The 22672-nt window shown below is 69.4% G+C and carries 14 protein-coding genes and 1 tRNA gene; 6 read left to right on the top strand and 9 right to left on the bottom strand.

Going from position 1 to position 22672, the window contains the following annotated elements:
* Positions 1 to 3: 3 nt before the first annotated feature.
* The 3 genes from ACFVBH_RS29690 to ACFVBH_RS29700 all read right to left on the bottom strand — a co-directional run bounded on the left by ACFVBH_RS29690 (position 4) and on the right by ACFVBH_RS29700 (position 9374).
* Positions 4 to 7290 (bottom strand): amino acid adenylation domain-containing protein, encoded by a 7287-nt coding sequence (locus tag ACFVBH_RS29690; protein ID WP_379006592.1) that lies wholly within the window; start codon positions 7288 to 7290, stop codon positions 4 to 6.
* Between the two features lie 201 nt (positions 7291 to 7491).
* On the bottom strand, positions 7492 to 8472 hold the full coding sequence (locus ACFVBH_RS29695) for a helix-turn-helix transcriptional regulator (protein ID WP_354984535.1): 981 nt from the start codon (positions 8470 to 8472) through the stop codon (positions 7492 to 7494).
* Between the two features lie 59 nt (positions 8473 to 8531).
* Positions 8532 to 9374, bottom strand: a complete 843-nt coding sequence (locus ACFVBH_RS29700) for a M23 family metallopeptidase (protein ID WP_354984534.1) — start codon at positions 9372 to 9374, stop codon at positions 8532 to 8534.
* Positions 9375 to 9570: 196 nt separating this feature from the next.
* Here ACFVBH_RS29700 and ACFVBH_RS29705 point away from each other — a divergent pair, with 196 nt between their 5' ends.
* Both ACFVBH_RS29705 and ACFVBH_RS29710 read left to right on the top strand, forming a co-directional pair.
* Positions 9571 to 10614, top strand: a complete 1044-nt coding sequence (locus tag ACFVBH_RS29705) for a nitronate monooxygenase (RefSeq protein ID WP_379006595.1) — start codon at positions 9571 to 9573, stop codon at positions 10612 to 10614.
* A 57-nt stretch (positions 10615 to 10671) separates the two neighbouring features.
* Positions 10672 to 11064, top strand: a complete 393-nt coding sequence (locus tag ACFVBH_RS29710; RefSeq protein ID WP_354984532.1) for an SCO5389 family protein — start codon at positions 10672 to 10674, stop codon at positions 11062 to 11064.
* 95 nt (positions 11065 to 11159) lie between these two features.
* Here ACFVBH_RS29710 and ACFVBH_RS29715 read toward each other — a convergent pair whose 3' ends face one another.
* Positions 11160 to 12557, bottom strand: a complete 1398-nt coding sequence (locus ACFVBH_RS29715; RefSeq protein WP_379006597.1) for a protein kinase — start codon at positions 12555 to 12557, stop codon at positions 11160 to 11162.
* Between the two features lie 99 nt (positions 12558 to 12656).
* Here ACFVBH_RS29715 and ACFVBH_RS29720 point away from each other — a divergent pair, with 99 nt between their 5' ends.
* Complete coding sequence (locus ACFVBH_RS29720; RefSeq protein ID WP_354984530.1) at positions 12657 to 13079, top strand: EF-hand domain-containing protein; 423 nt, start codon at positions 12657 to 12659, stop codon at positions 13077 to 13079.
* A gap of 39 nt (positions 13080 to 13118) precedes the next feature.
* Here ACFVBH_RS29720 and ACFVBH_RS29725 read toward each other — a convergent pair whose 3' ends face one another.
* The 3 genes from ACFVBH_RS29725 to ACFVBH_RS29735 all read right to left on the bottom strand — a co-directional run bounded on the left by ACFVBH_RS29725 (position 13119) and on the right by ACFVBH_RS29735 (position 17817).
* A complete protein-coding gene (locus tag ACFVBH_RS29725; RefSeq protein WP_379006600.1) occupies positions 13119 to 14210 on the bottom strand; it encodes an HtaA domain-containing protein in 1092 nt (363 codons plus the stop codon).
* 66 nt (positions 14211 to 14276) lie between these two features.
* Positions 14277 to 15896: an acyl-CoA synthetase gene (locus ACFVBH_RS29730; RefSeq protein WP_379006602.1), complete on the bottom strand. Its 1620-nt coding sequence runs from the start codon at positions 15894 to 15896 to the stop codon at positions 14277 to 14279.
* A gap of 286 nt (positions 15897 to 16182) precedes the next feature.
* Positions 16183 to 17817, bottom strand: a complete 1635-nt coding sequence (locus ACFVBH_RS29735) for a long-chain fatty acid--CoA ligase (protein ID WP_379006604.1) — start codon at positions 17815 to 17817, stop codon at positions 16183 to 16185.
* A 561-nt stretch (positions 17818 to 18378) separates the two neighbouring features.
* On the opposite strand from ACFVBH_RS29735, the gene ACFVBH_RS29740 reads away from it, so the two are divergent.
* Positions 18379 to 19848 carry a flavin-containing monooxygenase gene (locus ACFVBH_RS29740; protein ID WP_379006607.1) on the top strand — a complete coding sequence of 490 codons (1470 nt, stop codon included), beginning with the start codon at positions 18379 to 18381 and terminating at the stop codon, positions 19846 to 19848.
* A gap of 112 nt (positions 19849 to 19960) precedes the next feature.
* Positions 19961 to 20036: transfer RNA gene (locus ACFVBH_RS29745), tRNA-Arg, on the top strand.
* A gap of 271 nt (positions 20037 to 20307) precedes the next feature.
* Here the strand turns inward: ACFVBH_RS29745 and ACFVBH_RS29750 are convergent.
* Positions 20308 to 20727 carry a YybH family protein gene (locus ACFVBH_RS29750; RefSeq protein ID WP_379006609.1) on the bottom strand — a complete coding sequence of 140 codons (420 nt, stop codon included), beginning with the start codon at positions 20725 to 20727 and terminating at the stop codon, positions 20308 to 20310.
* Positions 20728 to 20799: 72 nt separating this feature from the next.
* On the bottom strand, positions 20800 to 21381 hold the full coding sequence (locus ACFVBH_RS29755) for a helix-turn-helix domain-containing protein (protein WP_354984524.1): 582 nt from the start codon (positions 21379 to 21381) through the stop codon (positions 20800 to 20802).
* Between the two features lie 79 nt (positions 21382 to 21460).
* Here ACFVBH_RS29755 and ACFVBH_RS29760 point away from each other — a divergent pair, with 79 nt between their 5' ends.
* Entirely contained in the window at positions 21461 to 22654 is a 1194-nt protein-coding gene (locus ACFVBH_RS29760) for an MFS transporter (RefSeq protein WP_379006611.1), read from the top strand.
* Positions 22655 to 22672: the final 18 nt, after the last annotated feature.

Here is a 22672-nt window from a genome sequence, read left to right on the forward strand (position 1 = left end):
ACCTCACTTCGTGCCGCCGACGGGCAGTCCGGGCAGCTCGAGCACGGTCTCGACCTGCGCCCATGCCGGTGTGACGGGTGTGGTGTCGAGCACCAGCGCCTGTAAGTCCGCTAACGCCGCCGGATCGCCCAGCTCGGGGAGCAGGTGGCCGGCCGCGAACAGGTGCGTGATCCATTCCTCGGACACCTCGTCCGGCTCGGCCAGCACGACCGAGGCGCCCACCGCGCCCGCGCTCACCAGTTCGATCAGCGCCAGCGCCGATTCGGACGGCCCGAACTGATAGGTGCGGGACTCGAAGGTCAGTTCGCTGCCCGTGCGCACCCGATGCACCGCGGCGGCCAGCCCGTCGTAGCTCAGGCCCGACCCCGCCACGTACGCGGCATCCTCACCGCGCAGCGCACGGGTGCGGCTCGCGTAGGTCACCGGCCGCGCCGACTCGGCGGCCATCTCGGCCACGACCGCCGGATCGTCCAGTGCCAGCCATGCGATGCCGTCCGCCGCGGCGGGCGCCACCCCGAGCGTCAGGCCCACTTTGACGTCGAGACCGGGCGCGGTCGCGGCGGCGGCCGGCACCAGCGCGGCGCCCGCCTGCAGCACCGCCCAGGTCGCCACCGCCAGCTCCACACCGCGATCCAGGCGCACCGCCACCCCGGTCCCCGGCCCACTCCCGTGCGCGATCAGCACACGAGCCAGCCGCGCGGACCGCGCCGCCAGCTCCTCGTAGCTGACCGCGTCCTCGCCCCAGACCAGTGCGGGACCCTCGGGATCGTCGTCGGCCGCGGTGACCAGGACCTGACTCAGAGCCGCGCCCCGGGTGAGTCCGACCGCGGGCTCGGCCGACTCGACCGCCGCCACGCCACGATCACGCTCCCGCTCATCGAGCAGGTCGATGTCGCCGACCGGAATCTGCGGGTCGGCCGCCACGGCCGCCAGCACGCGTTCGAGCCTGCGCCCGAACGACCGCACCGTCTCCTCGTCGAAAAGGTCGGTGGCGTACGAGAACACGATGCCGAGATCGCCGAAATCACCGTCCACCGCGGGGCGGGGTTCGACGCCGATCTGCAGATCGAACTTGGCCACGGTGAGGCCGGAGTCCAGGGCCGAGACCGTCAGACCGGGCAGTTCCACCACCGGCTGCTCGGTGTTGAGCAGCGAAAGCACCACCTGCAGCAGCGGATTCGCGGCGCCGCGACCGGCGGCGGCCACCTCGGCGACCCGTTCGAACGGCACGTCGGCATTGGCGAAGGCCGACAGGTCGGCCTCGCGCGCCTGCTCGACGAGGGCGTCGAAGGGCGCGGTGGGATCGACCACCGTGCGCAGGGTCAGGGTGTTCACGAACATGCCGACCAGGTCGTCCAGCGCGCGTTCCCCGCGCCCGGCGACCGCGGTGCCCACGGCGATGTCGTTCCCGCCGGAGAGTCGCGCCAGCACCACGGCCAGCGCCGCGTGCACCACCATGAACAGCGAAGCGTTGTGGCGGCGCGCGATTCGATTCAGTTCCGCGTGCACCGCGGCGGGGACCGTGGTGTCCACCAGCGCGCCGCGCATGCTCGACACCGCCGGGCGGGGGCGGTCCAGCGGCAGCACCGGGGTGTCGGGGAGACCGGCCAGGCGATCCCGCCAGAACGCCAACTGCTGTGCCGCGCGCGAGGTCTCGTCGTCGTCGGCGCCGATGACCGTGCGCTGCCAGACCGCGAAATCACCGTACTGCACGGTCAGCGGCGTCCAGCCCGGCGTCGCACCCGCGGTGCGGGCCAGGTACGCGGTCATCAGGTCGCGCGCCAGCGGGGCCATCGACGAGCCGTCGGCGGCGATGTGGTGCGCGACCAGCACCAGCAGGTGATCCTCGGGATCGGTGCCGGTGAGCAGGCGCACCCGCACCGGAACCTGTGCCGCGACATCGAATCCGGCCGAGGCCAGTTCCACCAGTCGCGCCGGGACGTCGGCCATGCGCTCGGTCTCGAGCCCGCGCGGCAGCACATCGGCGACCGAGAGGATCTCCTGGTACGCCGGCGCGCCGGGCGCGGATTCGGGGTAGCGGGTGCGCAGCACCTCGTGCCGCAGCAGCACGTCCTCCGCGGCCTGCCGCAGCGCGGCCACATCGAGCGCGCCGGTCAGGCGGATGGCCATCGGGATGTTGTAGGCCGGGGACTCGGGATCGAACTGGTTGAGCACCCACATGCGCTGCTGCGCGAGCGAGAGCGGCAGCCGCTGCGGGCGCTGCCCGGCGGTCAGCGGCGGCCGCGCCCCGGCGCCCGCGCCGGGCACGATGCGCGCGGCCAGTCCGGCCACGGTGGAGGTCTCGAACAGCTCGCGCACCGCGACGTCGGCGTGCAGGGCCTCGTTGACCCGGGCCACCGCCCGCGTCGCGACCAGGGAGTTGCCGCCGAGTTCGAAGAAATCGTCGTCGGCGCCGACGCGCTGGGCGCCCAGCAGATCGGCGAACACCTGCGCCACGATCTCCTCGATCGGGGTCCCGGGCGCACGGAAGGCCTTGGCCTCGAACACCGGCGCGGGCAGGGCCTTTCGATCCAGCTTGCCCGAGGCGTTCAGCGGGAAGGCGTCCAGCACCACGGTGGCGGCGGGCACCATGTAGCCCGGCAGCGTGGCGGTCAGCGCGGATTCCAGTGCGGCGGTGTCGATCACCGCGCCGGGTTCGGGAACCACGTATCCGACCAGGCGATCCCCGGCGTGCGCGTCGGCGCGCACCACGACCACCGACTGCGCGATGCCCGGCTGGGCCAGCAGCGCCGCCTCGATCTCGCCGAGTTCGATGCGCAGACCGCGCAGCTTCACCTGGAAGTCGGTGCGGCCCAGGTATTCCAGCTCCCCGGAGGCGGACCACTTCACCAGATCGCCGGTGCGGTACATCCGTTCGCCGTCGACGAAGGGATCGGCCAGGAATCGATCCGCGGTCAGATCCGGGCGCCGCACATAGCCGCGCGCCAACTGCGCACCGGCCAGGTAGAGCTCGCCCGCGACGCCGACCGGAACCGGCACCAGGCGCGAATCCAGCACGTATACGCGGGTATTGAAGACCGGGCGGCCGATCGGCACCGACACCGTGTCGGCGGCGGTGACCTCGTGATAGGTGACGTCGACCGCGGCCTCGGTGGGTCCGTAGAGATTGTGCAGGCGGGCGCCGGTCAGCTCCCGCAGTCGCTGTGCCGTCGGCGCGGGCAGCGCCTCACCCGAGGCGAAGACGTGCCGCAGGCGCAGATCGGGGGTCGCCGCGTCCAGCCCGGCCACGAACACCGCGAGCATCGACGGCACGAAATGCGCCGTGGTGATGCCGGCTTCGGCGATGACGCGGGTCAGGTAGGCCGGATCCCGGTGCCCGTCCGGGGTGGCGACCACCAGGCGCGCACCGACCTGCAGGGGCCAGAAGAACTCCCAGACCGACACGTCGAAGGTCGCCGGGGTCTTCTGCAGCACCGCGTCGTCGGCGGTGAGCCCGTATTCGGACTGCATCCACACCAGGCGATTCACGATGGCCGCGTGCGAGACCGCGACGCCCTTGGGGCGGCCGGTCGACCCCGAGGTGAAGATGACGTACGCCGAATTCTCCGGCCGCAGTGGGCCGGTGCGCTCGGCATCGGTGAGCGGTGCGCCGCTGTGTCCGAGCGCGGCGCGCTCGAGGTCCTCCACCAGCGCCGCGCCGGCGGCGGTGAATTCGTCACGCGCGGTGCTCAATACCAGCCGGGGTTGCGCGGTGTCGAGAATGTGCGCGATGCGATCCAGCGGCTGGTCCGGATCCAGCGGCACGTACGCCGCACCGGTCCGCAGCACCGCGTACATCGCCACGACGAGTTCGGTGGAGCGCCGAATGGCCAGGGCCACCAGCGATTCCGGACCGGCTCCGGCGGTGCGCACCAGTTCGCGGGCCAGGCGGGCGGACCGCTCGGCCAGTTCCCGGTAGGTGAGCGCCTCGTCCTCGAAGACCAGGGCCACCGCGTCGGGGGTGGCCGCGACCTGCGCGTCGAACTGCGAAACCAGTGTCGCGGCGGGCATATCGACCGCGGTGGCGTTCCAGTCGTGCAGCACGCGCGCCCGCTCGCCGACGCCGAACAGGTCGATGTCGCCGACCGCCGCGTTCGGGTCCGCGCTCACCGCGGCCAGAATCCGCGCGAACCGGTTCGCGAAGCCCGCGATCGTCGATTCGTCGAAAAGATCCAGCGCGTAGGAGAACTCGGCGGCCAGACCGGTGGCGTCGCCGCGCTCGTCCATCTCCTCCTGCACGGTGAGCTGCAGGTCGAACTTGGCGAACGGCACCTCGAGATCGGCGCCGGACACGCTCAGGCCCGGCAGTTCCAGCCGCGTGGGGGCCAGATTCTGGAAGGCGAGCATGACCTGGAACAGCGGATTGCGCGCCTGGGAGCGCGCCGGATCGAGCAGTTCCACCAGGCGCTCGAAGGGCACGTCGGCATGCCCGAAGGCGCGCACGTCGTGCTCGCGCACCTGCGCCAGCAGTTCGTCGAACGACCGCGCGCCGTCGACCTCGGTGCGCAGCACCAGGGTGTTGACGAACATGCCGATCAGATCGTCCAATTCGGCCTCGCCGCGACCCGCCACGGGCGTACCCACGGCGATGTCGGCCGTGCCGGACAGCCGCGCCAGCAACACCGTGAGCGCCGCGTGCACGACCATGAAGAGCGTCGAATTGCGGCTCTCGGCCAGCCGGCGCGCGGCGGCGTACACATCATCGGCGAGCGTGAACCGGTAGGTCCCACCGCGATACGAGGCGACCGGCGGCCGCGGGCGATCCGCGGGCAGCACCAGTTCGTCGGGCAGATCCGCCAGCGCCTCGCGCCAGAACGCGATCTGCCGGGCCAGCACCGAGGTCTCGTCGTCCTCGCGGCCGAGCGTTTCCCGTTGCCACACCGCGTAATCCGCGTACTGCACGGACAGCGGCGCCCAGGACGGGGCCACCCCGCGCGCGCGTTCGGCGTAGGCGGTCACCAGATCCCGGGTCAGCGGTCCCATGGAGAAACCGTCGGCGGCGATGTGGTGCACCACGCACACCAGCACGTGCTCCTGCGCGCCGACGCGCAGCACGCGCAGGCGAATCGGCGGCGCGGTGGTCACGTCGAAACCGCCGGCGACCACCTCGCCCACGCGGGCGCGGATATCGGCGAGGTCGATGTCGAGCACGTCGAGCGCGGGCACCGCGCGGGGATCGTTCAGCGCCAGCACCTGCTGGAAGCCTTCGCCGTCGACCTCCGGGTAGATGGTGCGCAGCACCTCGTGCCGCTGCACCAGATCCCGTGCCGCGGCGCGCAACGCGTCGATGTCGATGGCGCCGGTCAGGCGCACCGCGAGCGGGATGTTGTTCACCGCGCTGGCGGGATCGAAGCGATTGAGGAACCACATGCGCTGCTGGGCGAACGAGAGCGGCACCCGCTCCGGGCGGGCCAGGGTGCCCAGCGCGGGACCGGTGGCCGCGACGCTCTCCCCCTCCAGGCGCGAAGCCAGCGCCGCGACCGAGGACGCCTCGAACAGCACGTGCACCGGCACCCGCACGCCGAGCGCGTTGCCGATGCGCGCGGTGGCCTGGGTGGCCAGCAGCGAGTTGCCGCCGAGTTCGAAGAAGTCGTCGTCCGCGCCGACCCGCACCGGGTCATCGGCCTCGGGCGGAGTCAGCAGGGCCGAGAACACCTCGGCGATCGCCTGTTCGGCGGCGGTGGCGGGCGCGCGGAAGGCGCGCGCGTTGAACTCCGGCTCGGGCAGGCGCGCGCGATCGAGCTTGCCCACCGGATTCAGCGGAATCTCGTCCAGCACCATGAGGGCCGCCGGAACCATGTACGCGGGCAACGACTCTCCCGCGAAGGCGGCCAGCGCCGCGGTGTCGACGACCGCGCCCGGGCGCGGCAGCACGTAGGACACCAGCGCGGCCGCGCCGGTCGGCAGGGTGACGCCGAGGGTGGCCGCGTAGTCGATATCGGGATGCGAGGCCAGCACCGCGTCGATCTCGCCGAGCTCGATGCGCAGACCGCGAATCTTCACCTGGAAGTCCGAGCGGCCGTGATACTCGAAATTGCCGCTGTCCAGGCGCTTCACGAGATCGCCGGTGCGGTACAGGCGCGATCCGGCCTCACCGTTCTCGGCGTCGCCGAACGGGCTGGCCACGTAGCGCTCGGCGGTCAGGCTCGGGCGATACAGATAGCCCTGTGCCAGACCGGGACCCGAGAGATACAGCTCGCCGACCACGCCCGCGGGCACCGGCCGCAGCCGCGCGTCCAGCACGTACGCGCCGATGCCGGGGATCGCGGTGCCGATGTGCTCGGGATCGCCGGGGGTGAGGACCTCGGTGCCGACGGAGATCGCGGTGACCTCGGTCGGGCCGTACTCGATATAGAAGGAGCGCGTCGGAGAGGACCAGCGATCCACCAGATTGGTGCTGACCCGCTCACCACCGCACATGATGGCCGCGAGATCGTCCAGCCCGGTGTGATCGATGGATTCGAGCACCGCGGGGGTGATGCACATGTGGGTCACGCGCTCGCGGCGCAGCACCTCGGCCAGCTCCGGCCCGCCGAAGACGTTCGGCGGCACCACGACCAGCGTCGCCCCGGCGGTGAAGGCCATCAGCATTTCGACCAGGGAGAAGTCGAAGCTGGGGGTGGTCAGCTGCGAGACCCGCGATTCGCCGGTCACCCGGCGGCGCTCGCGCATGGCGGTGGCCAGGTGCGCCACGCCCGCGTGCGTGGTCGCCACGCCCTTGGGCTTACCGGTGGAACCGGAGGTGTAGATGATCCAGGCCAGATGCTGTTCGGCGAGCGGGCGCACCCGATCGGCGTAGGAGACCGGATGCGCGGGCTGCGCGGCGATGGCCGCTGCCAGCTCCGGATCGTCGAGTTCGAGCCAGGTCGAGGCGTCGTCCAGCCCGCCCCGGTGCGCACGCAGCGTCAGGCCGAAGTCGGTCCGGGAGTCGGTGAGAATGTGCTCGATGCGATCGACCGGATAGGACGGATCCACCGGCAGATACGCCGCGCCGGTCTTGGCGATGCTCCACATGGCGAGCACCGATTCCACCGACCGGGTGATCGCCATGGCGACCACGTCGCCCGGCCCGACCCCGCGCGCGATGAGTTCGCGCGCTATCCGCGAGGACTGCTCGTCCAATTCGCGGTAGGTGACCTCCCGCTGATCCTCGGGCGCGCCCGTCGGATTGAAGGAGATGGCGACGGTGTCGGCCGCGGACTCGACCGCGGCGGTGAGAAGCTGCCCGAAAAGGGGGCTGCCGGACCGACGCCGACGATTACCGCGAGCAGTACGGCGGGCAGTATCCATTCGAGTGCATTCACCTCTCGGGTCTAGCTTGATCCGCGCGCCGAAAACCTTCGGTCAACCCACACGGGACCCCGGTCAACCCCTGGGCCGGCGGACCGAGCAATCATATCGGGCGCGCGGAGCCGCGATAACGGCTCGAGCTCAGTGACTATCGGTGGCCAGGTCAGGGCGTTGCAGCCATGTGATCTGCGCCACAGCCTGCTACAACCACCCCCGGCGCGTGGCCTGCACCCCCGCCTGGAAACGAGTGCTGGCGCCGAGGCGCTCCAGCAGGCTCGCGGTCCGGCGCACCACGGTACGCCGGGACAGACCCAGGCGGCGGGCGATGGTGTCGTCGGTGGCGCCCATGCTCATGAGGGTGAGAATGGCCCGATCGCGTTCGTCGAGCGACTCCGCGGGATTCACCGAGACCGGAGTGGCCATGGACCACAGCGCGTCGAAGGTCTTGACCAGCAGATCCAGCGTCGGCGACGGGCCGACCCGCACGCCCATGGGATCACCGCGGCGCTCATCGGTGTGCAGCACCAGCACCGCGCGGCGATCATCGGCGAGGATGATCTTCATCGGTGGATCGGGCAGCGTTCGTGCCTGCGCGCCGACGGCATTGGTGGCCAGTACGTGCCGCAGTCGCTCGGCGTCCTGGTAGATCGTCTCCTGGTACAGCGTGCGGTAGTCGATGCCCGCGGTGATGCGCGCGGACTTGAGTTCGAACAACCGCTCCTCGGTATCCACATCGGACAGGAACGGACCGCGCTCCACGACTTTCACGCAGTGATGCGCGGTGTGCTGCAGATCCTCGAAATCGGCCAGCAGCTGGCGGCGTTCGTAGACCGCGACCACCGCGCCATCGGCATCGGTCGTGCGGCGCACCGAGCGGAAGGTCTCGCCCAGGCGCGCGGCAGCGGACTGCATGCGCAGCATGTCGGAATTGCGGCGGCGAGTCTCGGCCTCGGACAAGGCTTCCGGAGCGTGCGCGTCCCAGCGCACGGTGCCATCGCTCTCGGTGAGGCGAACCGCGGCTTCGAGCCGGCACAGCGCGTCCAGCGCGGCTTCGGCCACCTGCGGCGGGCAGTCCAGTCGCTCGGCGACTTCGAGCGCGGTCGACCGGGGATGCTGGACGAGCGCGGCGTACGCGCGACCGTGCAGCGAAGCCGGGTCGAAAAGGTCATCCAGCGTTGTCACCGCGCCCACCGGCGATCGCCGGTCCGGGAAGCGCCCGTTCGCAGGGGCGGGTGCACGCTCTACTGGCCCGGGCCCCACTGCTGCTGCATGATGACGCCCTTGCTGGCCAGCCACGGCAGCGGATCCATCTTGCCGCCCGCGGCATCCCAGATCTCCAGGTGCAGATGCGGGCCGGTGGAATTGCCGCGATTGCCGACGGTGGCGATGACATCACCGGCATTCACGCGCTGACCGGCATTGACCAGCATGTCGTTCACGTGGCCGTAGACGGCGATGGTGCCGTCGTCCTGCTGCACGCGCACCCAGAGGCCGAAGCCCGAAGCCGGTCCGGCCTCGATGACGGTGCCGCCCATGACCGAATGGATGGGAGCGCCGATCTGATCGGCGAAATCGACGCCGTAGTGCATGGCGCCCCAGCGCGCGCCGAAGCCGGAGGAGATGACGCCGGCGACCGGGCGCACGGCCGCGGCGGGGGCGAACTGCTGCTGCAACTGCTTGAGCGTCGACTCGGCCTGAGCCAGCGGCCCGGAGATCTCCGGCGGCAGATTCTGCAGGCCGAAGGGCGCGGGCGCGGCGGCGATCGGCGCGGCATTCGCGTCCGGAGCCGGAGCCTGCTCGGCGACGGGCGCGGCAGCGGGAACAGCGGCCTGCTTGAGAGATTGGGAGGCATCGGCGAGCGCGATATCCTCGGCGACCGACTTCTCCTCGTGATTGGGGAGCAGCGGCGCGGCGTGCGCGAGGGCCGGAACCAGCTGGGACGCGGTGCCCAGCAGCGCACCCGCGGCGACCGCGGCACTGGCCACGACCTTCACGCGATCGGCGGTGGTGGGATCGGCCCGATGCCGGCGACGACGTGCGGCGACGTCAACGCGCCCCGCACCAGAATCACCAAGCAAGTCCATAACGGATACGGAGTCTGCGGTCTCTCTGTGGTGCGGCAAAGCTCGTCCTAGCGTTCGGGGATCCGGTAACGATTCGGCATCGCTGTGATGGAAACTGTACTCGCCCGTGACCATTCCGCAACCTTGGATCGCGTTTATTCGTGTGCTAGGGAGGCGACGCGCGCATTGCCCGTTACCCGCGGGGCACACTGGTGCGGTGCTACTCGACACGCTCGACACACCGATAGTTCTGGCCCCGATGGCGGGCGGGCCGTCCACTCCCGAGCTGGCAGCAGCGGTTTCGGCCGCCGGCGGACTGGGTTTTCTGGCCGCCGGATATCTCTCCGCTACGGACCTCGCGGACCGCGTGCGGCAGACGCGGAAAGTCACCGCCGCACCCTTCGGCGTGAATCTCTTCTTCCCCTCCGAACCCTCGCCGCCCGAGCGTTTCGCCGCTTATGTCACGGAACTGAGTCGTGACTTCCCGATCGGCGATGCCCGCTACGACAGCGACGACTGGACCGCCAAGCTCGACGTGCTCATCGCCGATCCGGTGCCGGTCGTGTCCACCACCTTCGGCTGCCCATCGGTAGCGGACATCGAGCGACTGCACGCCGTCGGCACCGAAGTGTGGGTGACGGTCACCTCCGTGCCCGAAGCACTGCACGCCCGCACGGTCGGCGCGGACGCGGTCATCGCCCAGGGCGCCGAAGCGGGTGGGCATCGCGGCAGCTTCGATGATCGGCCGGAGGACGACAGCGAGGACGCACTCGGGCTGCTCGCGCTGATCCAACTGCTCGTGCCCGAAATGGACCGGCCGATCATCGCCGCCGGCGGCATCGCCACCGGCGCGGGCATGGCGGCCGCGCTCACCGCGGGCGCTCGCGCGGTACAGATCGGCACGGCCTTCCTGCGCTGTCCCGAAGCGGGCACCGCACCGCTCGTGCGCACGGCCATCACGAGCCAGACCCCCACCATGCTCACCCGCGCCTTCACCGGACGCCGCGCCCGCGGACTGCGCAACCAATTCATGCTCGACCATCCGAACGCACCCGCCGCCTATCCGGAAATCCATTACGCCACCGGACCTTTGCGCGCCGCAGCACGCGCCGCGGGAGACGCCGAGCAAGTGAATCTCTGGGCAGGTCAAGCACATTCACTCGCACCCGAGCTACCGGCGGGCGAGCTGGTGCGGCAACTGTCCCGCGACGCGAAAAGTGCTCTGGAGCGGGTACTTTCGCTTCGAATTCAGGGTTATTGACAACGTTTGCCGATTAGACTCGGGTCACACCATCCGCCATCCCATGAGGAGAGCGATATGTCACTCGAAGTACCCACCGCACTACTCGAGCGTGCCGAACGCGGTGAAGTCAGCGACGAGGAATTCGTCGAATGTGTTCGGATTTCCCTGCCCTACGCCTACGAGGTAGTCAGCCGAGTCGCGGCCGATCTGCGTTCGGGCACCGAGGAATACGCGGACAACGTCATCCCGCCGCCGGATGAGACGGCCCGCGGCCAACTGCTGCGCGCCATGGCCTCGGACGCCATTCGCGGCGGCCTGGAACGCCACTTCAACATCAAGCTCGCCTTCCAGAACTGCCACCGGGTAGCGGCCTTCCCGGTGACCTCGGCGGGTGGTGACACCTACAACACCTTCGTCTCCACGCGCGCACAACTGCTCAACCAGAGCCCGGAACTGCGCAACTGCTGAGTCGTGGTCGGTGAATCGGCGCGTTCGCCCCTGGCGAGCGCGCCGATTCGCTTGTGACTCATGGTGATCGAGCGCGAATCGACGCCACCGCTCGTTCAGCGCCCCTGGTGTTTACGTACCTCGCGGCGCACCAGCCAGACGAATCCCGCCGTCGGCACATGGAAGAAGACGTTGATCGCGACCCGCGTCGCAATGCTCTGGTCGCCGACGAACAGCCCGAAAACGCAGACCATCGAGAGAAATCCGAAGAACACCGTGCACACGCCCAGCAGCACCCACCACAGCATCCGGCCGAGGTGATTGACGGGCTTGGGCCTGCCCGGAGCAATGGGTGCATAGCCCCAGGGCTGTTCGGAGTGCCCCGGCTGATGAGTCGCCGGTTGCGGGGGCATCGGATACCGCAGCGGCGCTGCCGCTCCGGGCGGCACCGAGGGGTGCACGTAGTCGTACTGTGGCGCTGAGGGCGCGTAACCCGTTGGGCGAGGCTGACTTTCCGCCCTGCCCAGCGCAGCCTGAAGTGGCGCGCCGTACGGCCGCGCAGCGGGCGGCGGCGGCTCGGGATAGGGCTGCGGTGCGGAATACGCCCCGGGCACCACGTAGGACCGTGGCGAAGAACTCGGCTGAGCGCTCGTGGGTACCGGATCCCGCGGTGGCGCGAACACCGCCCGCGGCGCGGTGGGCTCCTGAATCGCGGCCAGCGCACTCGCGGCCAACTCACCGGCGGTGTCGAACCGCCGCGCGGGATCCTTGGCGAGACCGCGCACGATCACTTCGTCCAGGCCGGCCGGTACGGCCGAATTCTGACCGCTGGCACGCGGCGGCGGTGAAGTCATGTGCGCGAGCATCTGCTGCGCCGGAGCACTGTCACCGAAAGGCCGCCGGGCAGTGAGGCATTCGTAGAGCACGCAGGCGAGCGAATACACATCGGAGGGAATCCCGCCCTCACCGGAGAATCGCTCCGGCGCCATATATCCCCAGGTGCCCACAGCCGCACCGGTGGAAGTCAGCGCGGTCTGCCCGGCGCCCCGGGCGAGGCCGAAATCGATGAGGTAGACGAAGCCATTGGGGAGCAGCAGGGTATTGGATGGCTTGATATCCCGATGCACCAGTCCCGCATCGTGCGCGATGTCGAGAGCCTGCGCCAATTGCCGCACGATATCAACGGCCATGGTGACCGGCAGCGGCCCTCGATCATGCAGCACCTGTCCCAGATCGACCCCGTCAACCAGTTCCATATCGATGAACAGCCGGCCGTCGAGTTCACCGAAATTGTGAATGGGCACCACATGCGGACCGCGTAACTTGGCCGCCAGCCGAGCTTCCCGCTCGAATCGCTGCCGATAGTCGGCGTCATCGGCGAGCTCGGCCGGTAGCACCTTCAGCGCGACATCGCGACCCATGCGAGTGTCGTAGGCCAGCCAGACCTGTCCCATACCGCCCTGCCCGAGCAGCTCTTCGAGCCGATAGTGGCCGAGCTTGCCATCCCCCAACACCTGTCCTCCAATTGCGGCACCGCTGCGCACACTGCCCTGCGCGCAGGGTCAGCATACGATCGAAAGGCACGTCAGCAGAGTCAGTCTCGAGGAGTTACCGTGGCCAGCGAACAGTCAGCCGACACTTTTGATCTCTGGGATCGCGACGGCGACGGGCTGATCTCCGCCGACGACATCCTCGCGGGCATCACCGCACTCGGACTGGATATCGATCCCGATGCCGTGCAGCGGCTCGTCGCCGCCGCCGACACCGACGGTGACTGGCTGGTATCGCGAGCGGAATTCGAAGCAGCTCGGATCGGGCGGGATCCCGAAATCAATGACGCGGATGCGGCTTTCGATGAGTTCGATGTCAATCGGAACGAGTTGATCGAGGTGGATGAGCTCGAATCGTTGTTGCGGACTTGTCCGGGGTTGTCGGATCAGAGTGCCGGAGAGTTGTTGGGGGCTGCTGATTTGGATGGGGATGGGAAGTTGTCTCGGGCCGAGTTCGCCGCGTTGCTGGCTCGGTTGGCGGGGTAGGGGTGCAAATCTATCCACAGCCTCCGCCACACCCTTCCGTCAGTACCGGAAAGAAAGTGGCGCGGTAGCCCCGCCGGCATAGAGCTGAAGCGAAGCGGGCGTCAGCACCGGTTCGAAAGTGGCAGATACCTGCGACCATTCGGTGCGGTTCGACGTGGCGGGGGCATCGAGCCGAGCCACCCGAATACGGCGCAGATCGTCAGCGCCGATGGTGTCGCTGGTGGAAGTTTCGGCGGTGAGCCAGGTTCCGGAACTCGTGAACTCGATCCACGGATCGGCCAGGGCGATCTCGCCCAGGTGGAAGCGGGTCGAGGCGATCACGGTGCCGCGGTAGCGGAGTTCGCCGAGGCCGGTCGCCGGGTCGATGGCAGCCTCATCCAGCTCGAAGGTCAGGGCCTTGTCGCGGACCGCCGCGCCGTCCCTACCGGACATCGAACCCTGGAGCGGGCCGGTCACCGTGTCGGCGAAGCCGGGGGCCACCGCCCAGGTCAGGTCGGCGGCGGGGGGCTTGGGGGTGTTCGGGCCGGGGGCCGGGTCGTAGCGCACGGGGACCGCGAGTTCCTGGGACGGGTTCACCGATTCGGCCGCCGCGTAGGTGTAGACGCCGAACACCGCGTCGGCGGGCGCCTTGGTCGGCTGGACCACGTCGATGACCGCCGTGAACGTGCCGTCGGACGCCAGCGGCACCCACTGATTGCGGATGGTGCGCTGGAGGTCGAAGGGGGCGCGGGGTACCTGGTTCAGGGCCGACTCGCCCATGATCCATTGCACCGCAGAGCGATTGACGCCCCGGGAAGCTCCGGGCGCGCCGGCGGAGGGACGCCAGTCGGGGGCGAAGCCGCCGAACGTCACGAAGGTGCCGTGCGGGACGCCCGGGGGAACCGGGACGGGGAGGCCGTCGGTGTTGGCGGACGGGTCGAAGCCGGTGCCGCGTACCACGATCTTGTCGCCGGGATGCACCACCGTGTCGGACAGCGGCGTCTTGCCGTCGGCCGTGAACAGCTCGATGGACGGGGACGGGTCCGCGGCGGACGGTGTTGCCGTCACGGCCCCGACGCCCGCCGCCGTCACGACGGCGAGTGCGGCGGCGGCCAACCGGTTCCGAATGCGACCCAGCGACACAGTGCTCATAAGGGCACCCTAACCCGGGGGTAAAATACCCGTGTTCAGGGGGTATTTTCCGGGGGTTCCGGTCCCTCAGACCTCCAGCAGTCTGCGTTTGAGCACCTTGCCGGTCGGGTTGCGGGGGAGCTCCACCAGGAACACCACCTCGCGGGGGACCTTGTAGCGGGCCAGATTGGACTTCACGAACTCCCGGGTGTCCTCCGCGCTGAGCGAATGACCCTCGTGCACGACCACGAACGCCTTGAGACGAGCGCCGAAAGTCTCGTCGGGAACGCCGATCACGGCGGCCTCGCGGACGGCGGGATGGGTGTGCAGCAACTCCTCCACCTCGCCGGGGAAGACGTTCTCGCCGCCGGAGACGATCATGTCGTCGTCGCGGCCGTCGATGAAAAGCCTGCCCTCCCTGTCGAAATGGCCCACGTCGCCCGAGGACATGAGGCCGCGGACGATCTCCTTGTGGCCACCGCCGGTGTAGCCCTCGAACTGGATGACGTTGCCGACGAAGATCCGGCCGGTGGCACCGGCGGGGAGACGGCGGCCGTTCTCGTCGAGGATCCGCACGCGCGCGCCGAGTACCGGGCGGCCGACACAGCCGGGCTCGGCGGCCAGATCCTCGGGATCGGCGACCGTCGCGTACGCGACTTCCGTTGAGCCGTACAGGTTGTAGATCACGGGACCGAAGGCCGCGGTGACCTCGCGGCACAGTTGGGCGCCGAGTTGGGAGCCCGCGACGAAGATGATGCGCAGTGCCGACAGGTCCCGGCCGGTCAGAGCGCGGCCGCCCAGATCCACCATGCGGGAGAGCATGACGGGCACCACGATCATGGTGGTGGCGCCGTGTGCGGCCGCGCTGTCGATCGCCGCCTGCGGGTCGAAGCGGCGGCGGATGACCAGGGTGGAGCCGAAACCCAGGGCCAGCATGGCCGAGGCGAAGCCGAGGGTGTGGAACATGGGGGCACAGCACTCGGTCACCTCCTTCGCGCGGAACGGCACCCGGGATAGCAGACCGCCCAGGGCCGCAAGGGATTTGGGTTCGGGTCGGGGTGCGCCCTTGGGGGTGCCGGTCGTGCCCGAGGTCAGCAGGATGATCTTGGGTTCGACGCCCGGGGCGGGCGGGGCCGCCGAGGAGCCGATCTCGATCAGCCATTCCAGGCTGTCTTCGCCGGGGTCGTCGGTCCAGGCGCGGTAGCTGCCCCGGCGCGGGGTCACGCCGTCGAGCATGTGTGCGTACTCGTCGTCGTAGACGAGTAGGTCGGTGCCTTCGCGGGTGGCCACGTCGCGGATCTGCGGGCCCGCGAAGTCGGTGTTGAGCAGGATTATTCGGGCGCCGCACTTGGCGGCCGCGAACGTGGCGTCCAGCAGGCCGCGATGGTTGCGCGCCAGGATCGCCACGCCCTCACGGGGTTCCAGGCCGCGTTCGCGCCAGGCGTTGGCCAGCCGGTTGGAACGGTCCTCCAGTTCGGCGAAGGTCAGTTCACCCAGTTCATCGATGAGGGCGGTGCGCCTGCCGTATCGGGCCGCCGAGAGGCGGAGGCCGGCGGCCAGGGTGCCGTACCTCAGCATGGCGGTGGCGGCGGCCAGCAGGACCGTCGGGGACTCGACCCGGGCCAGACCCGCCTCCATGATCAGGCGGGCGGACTCCACCTCGGTGTACGCCCGCTCCCCCACCGCGCGAATCAAGCCGAGTGTCATGCGCGTGCCCCGTTCGCCGGACCGGCCGGACAGTGCACTGCCCGCGATTGTCCCTGCGCCCCTGCTGATTCCACCCGGACCTCCTCGTCCACCCCGTGCCGGCTGCCACCGGCGACCGCGGGCGTTCGCCCGCGAGTCAACCGTACGACCGCGGGGGCTCGAACGGAATGGCTCGGTGAACCTCGCACCCCCGGCGCATCGCACATCCCGTGCCCGGCCGCCGCGACGGGAAACGCCCGCCCCGGGCGAACCGGGACGGGCGTGACCTGCGGGTAGACCCCGGGGACTACAGCGTGGTGACAGTCAGCTCACCCTCGGCGTACTGCGCGCGCAGCCGCTTCTTGTCGAACTTGCCGACCGAGGTCTTGGGCACCTCGGCGATGAAGGTCCAGTACTCGGGCAGCTGCCACTTGGCGAACTTGTCGGCCAGGAAGTCGCGCAGCTCTTCGGGCTTGGCGTCCGCGCCCTCCGCCAGCACCACCGCGACCAGCGGGCGCTCGTCCCACTTCTCGTCCGGAATGCCGATGACCGCGGCCTCCGCGACGGCCGGATGGCCGACGACCGCGTTCTCCAGATCCACCGAGGAGATCCACTCGCCACCGGACTTGATGACGTCCTTGGACCGGTCGACCAGCGTCAGGAAGCCGTTGGGGCTGATCTTGCCGACGTCGCCGGTGCGCAGCCAGCCGTCGTCGAACTTGTCCGGGTCGACCTCGGCGCCGGTGGGCGAGTAGTACGAGCCGGTGATCCAGGGGCCCTTCACCTCCAGCTCACCAAGGGCCACACCGTCATTGGGCACGACGCTGCCGTCGTCGCCGACCAGGCGCGCCTGCACGCCGGCCGGGAAACGACCCTGGGTGTAGCGGTAGGCCCACTCCTCGTCGCCCTCCGCGCTGGCGGGAGCGTGCGCGACCGAGCCCAGCGGGGAGGTCTCGGTCATGCCCCACGCGTGCAGCAGGCGCACACCGTGCTGCTGCTGGAACGCCTGCATCATGGACGGCGGCACGGCCGCGCCGCCGACGACACAGGTGCGCAGGTGCGAGATGTCCTGCGGCTGGGCCTGCAGGCCCGCGAGCACGCCGCCCCAGATGGTGGGCACCGCGGCGGCGAAGGTCGGCTTGACCGCGGCCATCATCTCCAGCAGCGGTCCGGGCTGCAGGAAGCGGTCGGGCATGAGCAGATTCGCGCCGGACATCATGGCCGCGTACGGCAGGCCCCAGGCGTTGGCGTGGAACAGCGGCACGATGGCCAGCACCGTGTCGGCCTCGGAGAAGCCCATGCCGTTGGGCGCGCAGACCTGCATGGCGTGCAGGAAGTTCGAGCGGTGCGAGTAGACGACGCCCTTGGGGTCGCCGGTGGTGCCCGAGGTGTAGCACATGCCGGCGGCCGAGCGCTCGTCCACGACCGGGAAGTCGTAGGTATCGGGCTGGGCCGCGAGCAGCTCGGCGTAGGAGTGCACCTGCACGCCCTCGGGCGCGGTGAGCGCGCTCGCGTCGCCGTTGGCGACGATGACGTGCCGCACGGTCTTCAGGTTCGGCAGGTACTGCGCGAACATCGGCAGCAGCGTGCCGTCCACGATGACGACCTGGTCCTCGGCGTGGTTGGCCACGTAGACCAGCTGCTCGGGGAACAGGCGGATGTTCAGCGCGTGCAGCACCGCGCCCATGGCGGGCACGGCCACGTACACGACCATGTGCTCGTTGTTGTTCCACATGAAGGTGCCGACCCGGTCGCCTTCGCCGATGCCGAGGTCACGCAGGGCATTGGCGAGACGGGCGGCGTCCGCGCCGATCTCCCGGAAAGTCTGGGTGCGCACGCCGTCGCCGGTCCAGGTCGAAATGGTGCTCTCACCTTGGAAGGTGCTCGCATACCGCAGCAGCGTCGCGAGTGACAGCTGCTCGTCTTGCATGGTGCTCAACATTTCCCAACCGCTCCCTTGCACGTTTCCTCGCGACCGTGAACCAGGTCACTTATCCGGCAGAATAGTCGAATCGGACAGAGCTGTGACCTCGGGTAACCGAATTAGTGTTACCCGCAGTAACTGATGGCAGGGTGACCTCAGACACACGAGGCCGGTCGAACCCGGAAAATGACTGCGGGCGGCGAACCCCACATTCGCCGCCCGCAGTCTGCGCCGACCCGCCGCCGCGTGAACAGCGACCGGCCGGCCTCGAAGTCCCGATGAGGATCGACGGCTACGACACCCCCTGCGGCGCCGCAGAATAGCCAATCACTAACCAGGACAAGCAAATTGAAGCACAGTCTTCCGTGAATATAGGTAGTTCGCCCGCGGGCTGTCCAGTCGGCGACAGCGGCGCAGGTCAGACGGGGCTCACCGGCGCGCAAACCCGGCAGTGAGGTTGACCCGCGGGCGGCTCGGCAAACATTTTCTACCCCGCGACACGACAAGGTGGCCGAAAATATCGATTCAGTGTCCGGGGATGTCTTTCTGACCAGCGCCTATACCCAATACTGTCGGGTTATGAATCGTGAGCCGTCCATCCTCATCATCGGCGCCGGGTTCGCCGGGCTCGGCATGGCGCTGGAGTTGCAGCGTCACGGCCTGTCCAATTTCACGATCCTGGAGAAGGCCGCCGACCTGGGCGGCGTCTGGCGCGAGAACACCTATCCGGGCGCGGCCTGCGATGTGCCCTCGCCGCTGTACTCGTGGTCGTTCGAGCCGAAATCCGATTGGCCCCGGCGCTTCTCGCACCAGGCCGATATCCACGGTTACATGCGCGATGTCGCCGAGAAGCACCGGCTGCCCGAAAAGATCGAATTCGGGGTCGAGGTCACCGAGGCGGAATTCGATGAGCGCAACGGCATCTGGCGGGTGCGCACCGCGGACGGCAACACCCATCTCGCCGACATTCTCATTCCGGCGGTCGGCCAGCTCTCGCGCCCGGCGATGCCGAATCTGCCGGGTATCGACAGTTTCACCGGGGCCGCCTTTCACTCCGCGGAGTGGGACCATTCGGTCGATCTGACCGGTAAGCGGGTGGCCTGCATCGGCACCGGAGCCAGTGCCATTCAGTACATTCCGGCGATTCAGCCGCAGGTTCGGCACCTGACGCTGTTCCAGCGTTCGGCCGCCTGGGTGCTGCCGAAGTTCGACACCGAGTACACGGCGCTGCATCACACGCTGTTCGAGCGCCTCCCCGTCACACGGCTCGCCGAGCGGTTCGCGATCTGGAGTTTCTTCGAGGTGCTCGCGCTGGCGCTGACCGATATCCCGGCCATGAAGGCGCCCGTGATCGCCATCGCGGACCGGCACCGCCTGAAGCAGGTGCCCGATGCGGCATTGCGCGCCAAGCTGACTCCCGATTACGCGGCCGGCTGCAAGCGCGGGCTGTTCTCCAACGAGTACTTCCCGGCACTGGCCCAGCCCAACGTGCACGTGGAGACCACCGCGATCGAGGCGGTGACCCCGACCGGCATTCGCACGGCCGACGGCGTGGAGCATCCGGTGGACGTCATCGTCTACGGCACGGGCTTCAAGGGCACCGAATTCCTTGCGCCCATGCACATCTACGGCCTGGGCGGCCGCAAGCTGACCGATCAGTGGACGCCCGAGGGCGCGCGCGCCTACCTCGGCATGTCGGTGCCGGAGTTCCCGAATCTGTTCATGATGTACGGCCCGAACACCAATGTCGGCTCCGGCTCGATCATCTACATGCTGGAGTCGCAGGCCCGCTACATCCGGCAGGTGGCGCAGTATCTCTCGGGCAAGTCCGGCCGCTATCTCTCCGCGCGCGCCGAGGCGGAGCAGTCCTGGGACGACTGGCTCCAGAAGCGCCTGAAGGACACCCCCTGGAACTTCTGCTCGAGCTGGTATCGCAACGCCTCGGGCCGGATCACCAACAACTGGCCCGGCGCGACGGTGCTGTTCCGTTGGAAGACACGCTCTTTCGATCCGTCGGACTACGAGGAGCAGCGAGCCGACCGCCGCTGAGTCCCCGGCGGCGCGCCGAACACGACCGCGCCGCCCCGATTCGATGCTGTCCCCCGGACCCGAACCAGGTAGACTCCCCCGGGTCCGGCTCGGTCACCCACCGCACCGGCCAGCCTTCGTAGCTCAGGGGATAGAGCAACCCTCTCCTAAAGGGTAGGTCGCAGGTTCGATTCCTGCCGAGGGCACCACAGCCGACCGAGGCTCTGCCCGATGTCCTAAAGGGTAGGTCGCAGGTTCGATTCCTGCCGAGGGCACCACAGCCGACCGAGGCCCCGCCCGATGTCCTAAAGGGTAGGTCGCAGGTTCGATTCCCGCCCAGGGCACCTACCACCCTGCTTCGCGCCGCGCGCGGTCACCGACCGGCCGGCGCTCGGAAACTCCAACCGAGCCGCCGCGTAGATAAACACCGCCGACTGGCCGGCGAAGAGCCCGGCGCCGTGGACCTCCCGCGGCGACTGCTCAGTGCTGAATATTGGTGTTGTGCAGCGCGGCGATCCACCATGCGCCGGACCGGCGGACCGCCACGAACGTTCCGTGGTTGGCGAACGCGCCACCGTGGATCGTGGTGTCCTGGCGGAAGTGGGCCACGGCGGTGTCGCGGTCGAGCATCGCCACGCTCAGCATCCGGATCTGCGTTTTCCAGGTCGAGACCGCGTTGGCCAGGCGCTCGGTGTGATAGGCGAACAGGTCGTCCCAGCCGCGGATCAGGGTGCCGTCGGGGACGACGATCACCGCGTCGCGGGCGAAGGGCCGATCGAGAACCGCGGCCTCCTTGCTGTTGAACCCGTCTTCCAAATGCGTGATGAGCGCGTGCAATTGCGCTCGGTCCTCGGCACTGACGGCGGCGGTGAAAACCTCGGGGCGCTCGGTTGTGGTCATGTCCGAAACGCTATGTGCGAGCCGCGCGGGGTGGCCTCTGTCGAATGACCGGGATTGCCGGGGCAACCGCGATCACGGCGTCGAGCGTGCGCGGATGTGGATCCGTTCGCCCTGGCCGCCGAACAGGCTCAGGATCTCCACCGGGCCCTTGCCGGTCGAGCCGAACCAGTGGGGGTGCTGGGTGTCGAACTCGGCCACCTCGCCGGGGCCGAGGGTGACGTCGTAGTCGCCGAGGACCAGGCGGAGGCGGCCGGTCAGGACGTAGAGCCATTCGTAGCCGGTGTGGGTTCGGGGGAACGGGTCGGACTCGGACTCGGGGATGAAGAGTTTGTAGGCCTTGGGTTCGCCCTGGGTGCGGGAGAGGGGGACTATCACGCGGCCCGCGGTGTGGCGGGGTTCCTGGGGTAGGCGGGGATCGAGGATGCGGGGGGCGGCGACGATGTCGTCCAGGGGGACGGCGAGGGCGGCGGCGATCGGGAGCAGGAGCTCCAAACTCGGTTTGCGGCCGCCGGATTCGAGGCGGGACAGGGTGCTCTTCGAGATGCCGGTCAGGCGGTTCAGGTCGGCGAGCGAGAGGTCTTTGCTTTCGCGCAGGCGGCGCAGGCGCAGGCCGACCTGGGCGAGGGTGGCGGCGAGGGCGGGGTGATTCTCCACCGCGTCCAGTAGACGTGAGCGTCCCTGTTTCGGCAACGATTCATTGCCGGTCCGTGCGGGGCGCAGCACGCTCCGAGGTATGAGTTCGAGTATCGAGACGGGTGTCGGCACGGCCGCCCCGCAGGCCGGCGGCCGGTTGCCCGCCGGGGTGTATCTGCTGGCCTTCAGTCTTTTCGCGATGGGCAGCGCGGAGTTTCTGCTCGCCGGGGTGCTGCCGGCGGTGGCCGCCGACGTCGGGGTCGGGCTGGCCACGGTCGGCGGATTGATCACCGCGTTCGCCATCGGCGTCGTGGTGGGCGGGCCGCCGTTCGCGGTGGTGAGTCTGCGGTGGCCGCGGCGCACCGCACTGGTGTTGTCGCAGTTGGTGTTCGCGGCGAGCATCGCGGCGGGACTGCTCGTCGGCACGTATCCGGCCCTGCTGATCACGCGATTCGTCGCGGGCCTCGCGTACGCCGGATTCTTCGCGGTGGCCGCGGTGACGGCGGTCGGGCTGGTGTCCCCGGATCGGGCGGCCCGGGCGTCGGGGGTGGTGATCAGCGGGTTGAGCCTGGCCATGATTCTGGGCGGTCCGGCGGGCACCTTCATCGGCTATCGCACCGGCTGGCAGGGCGGGTTCTGGCTGGTGGTGGCGCTGACCGTGGTGGCGGCCGCCGCCGTCGCGCTCCTGTTGCCGCCGACGGCGGGGGCGGCCGAGCCGAGTATCGGGCGTGAGCTCGCCGCCATGCGACGGCCCGGGCTCTGGCTCGTCTACGCGGCCACCCTGCTGAGCACCGCGGCGTACATGATCACCTTCAACTATCTGGCCGAGTTGCTGACAACCGTCACCGGCATCGAGAACGATTGGCTCGCACCGATTCTGGTGCTGTTCGGGATCGGCGCGTACGTCGGCCTGGCCATCGGCGGCCGGATCGCCGATCGCCGTCCGCATCGTGCGCTGCTGGCCGGTGCGGCCGGAATCGCGCTGTGCTCGGCGCTGATCGCGGTGTTCGCCGGGCAGGCGATCTCCGTGGTTCCGCTCGTCGCGCTGCTCGGCATCGCGGGCTTCGTGCTGAATCCCGCGATCTACGGCCGCGTCTTCACCGTGGCCGCCGATGCCCCGACCCTGGCGGGCGCGACCACGGTCTCGGCCTTCCAGCTCGGAATCGCCCTGGTGCCGATCATCGCCGGGGTCGCGCTCGACGCGGGCGCGAGCATTTCCGCCGTTCCGTGGCTGGGCGCGGGCCTGGCCCTGCTCTGCGTCCCGGTCGTGCTGCTGGAACGATCCCGCGCGTGAAGAGTCTTCCGGTATTCA

The sequence above is a fragment of the Nocardia sp. NPDC057668 genome (assembly GCF_042799795.1).
Taxonomy (GTDB): Bacteria; Actinomycetota; Actinomycetes; order Mycobacteriales; family Mycobacteriaceae; genus Nocardia.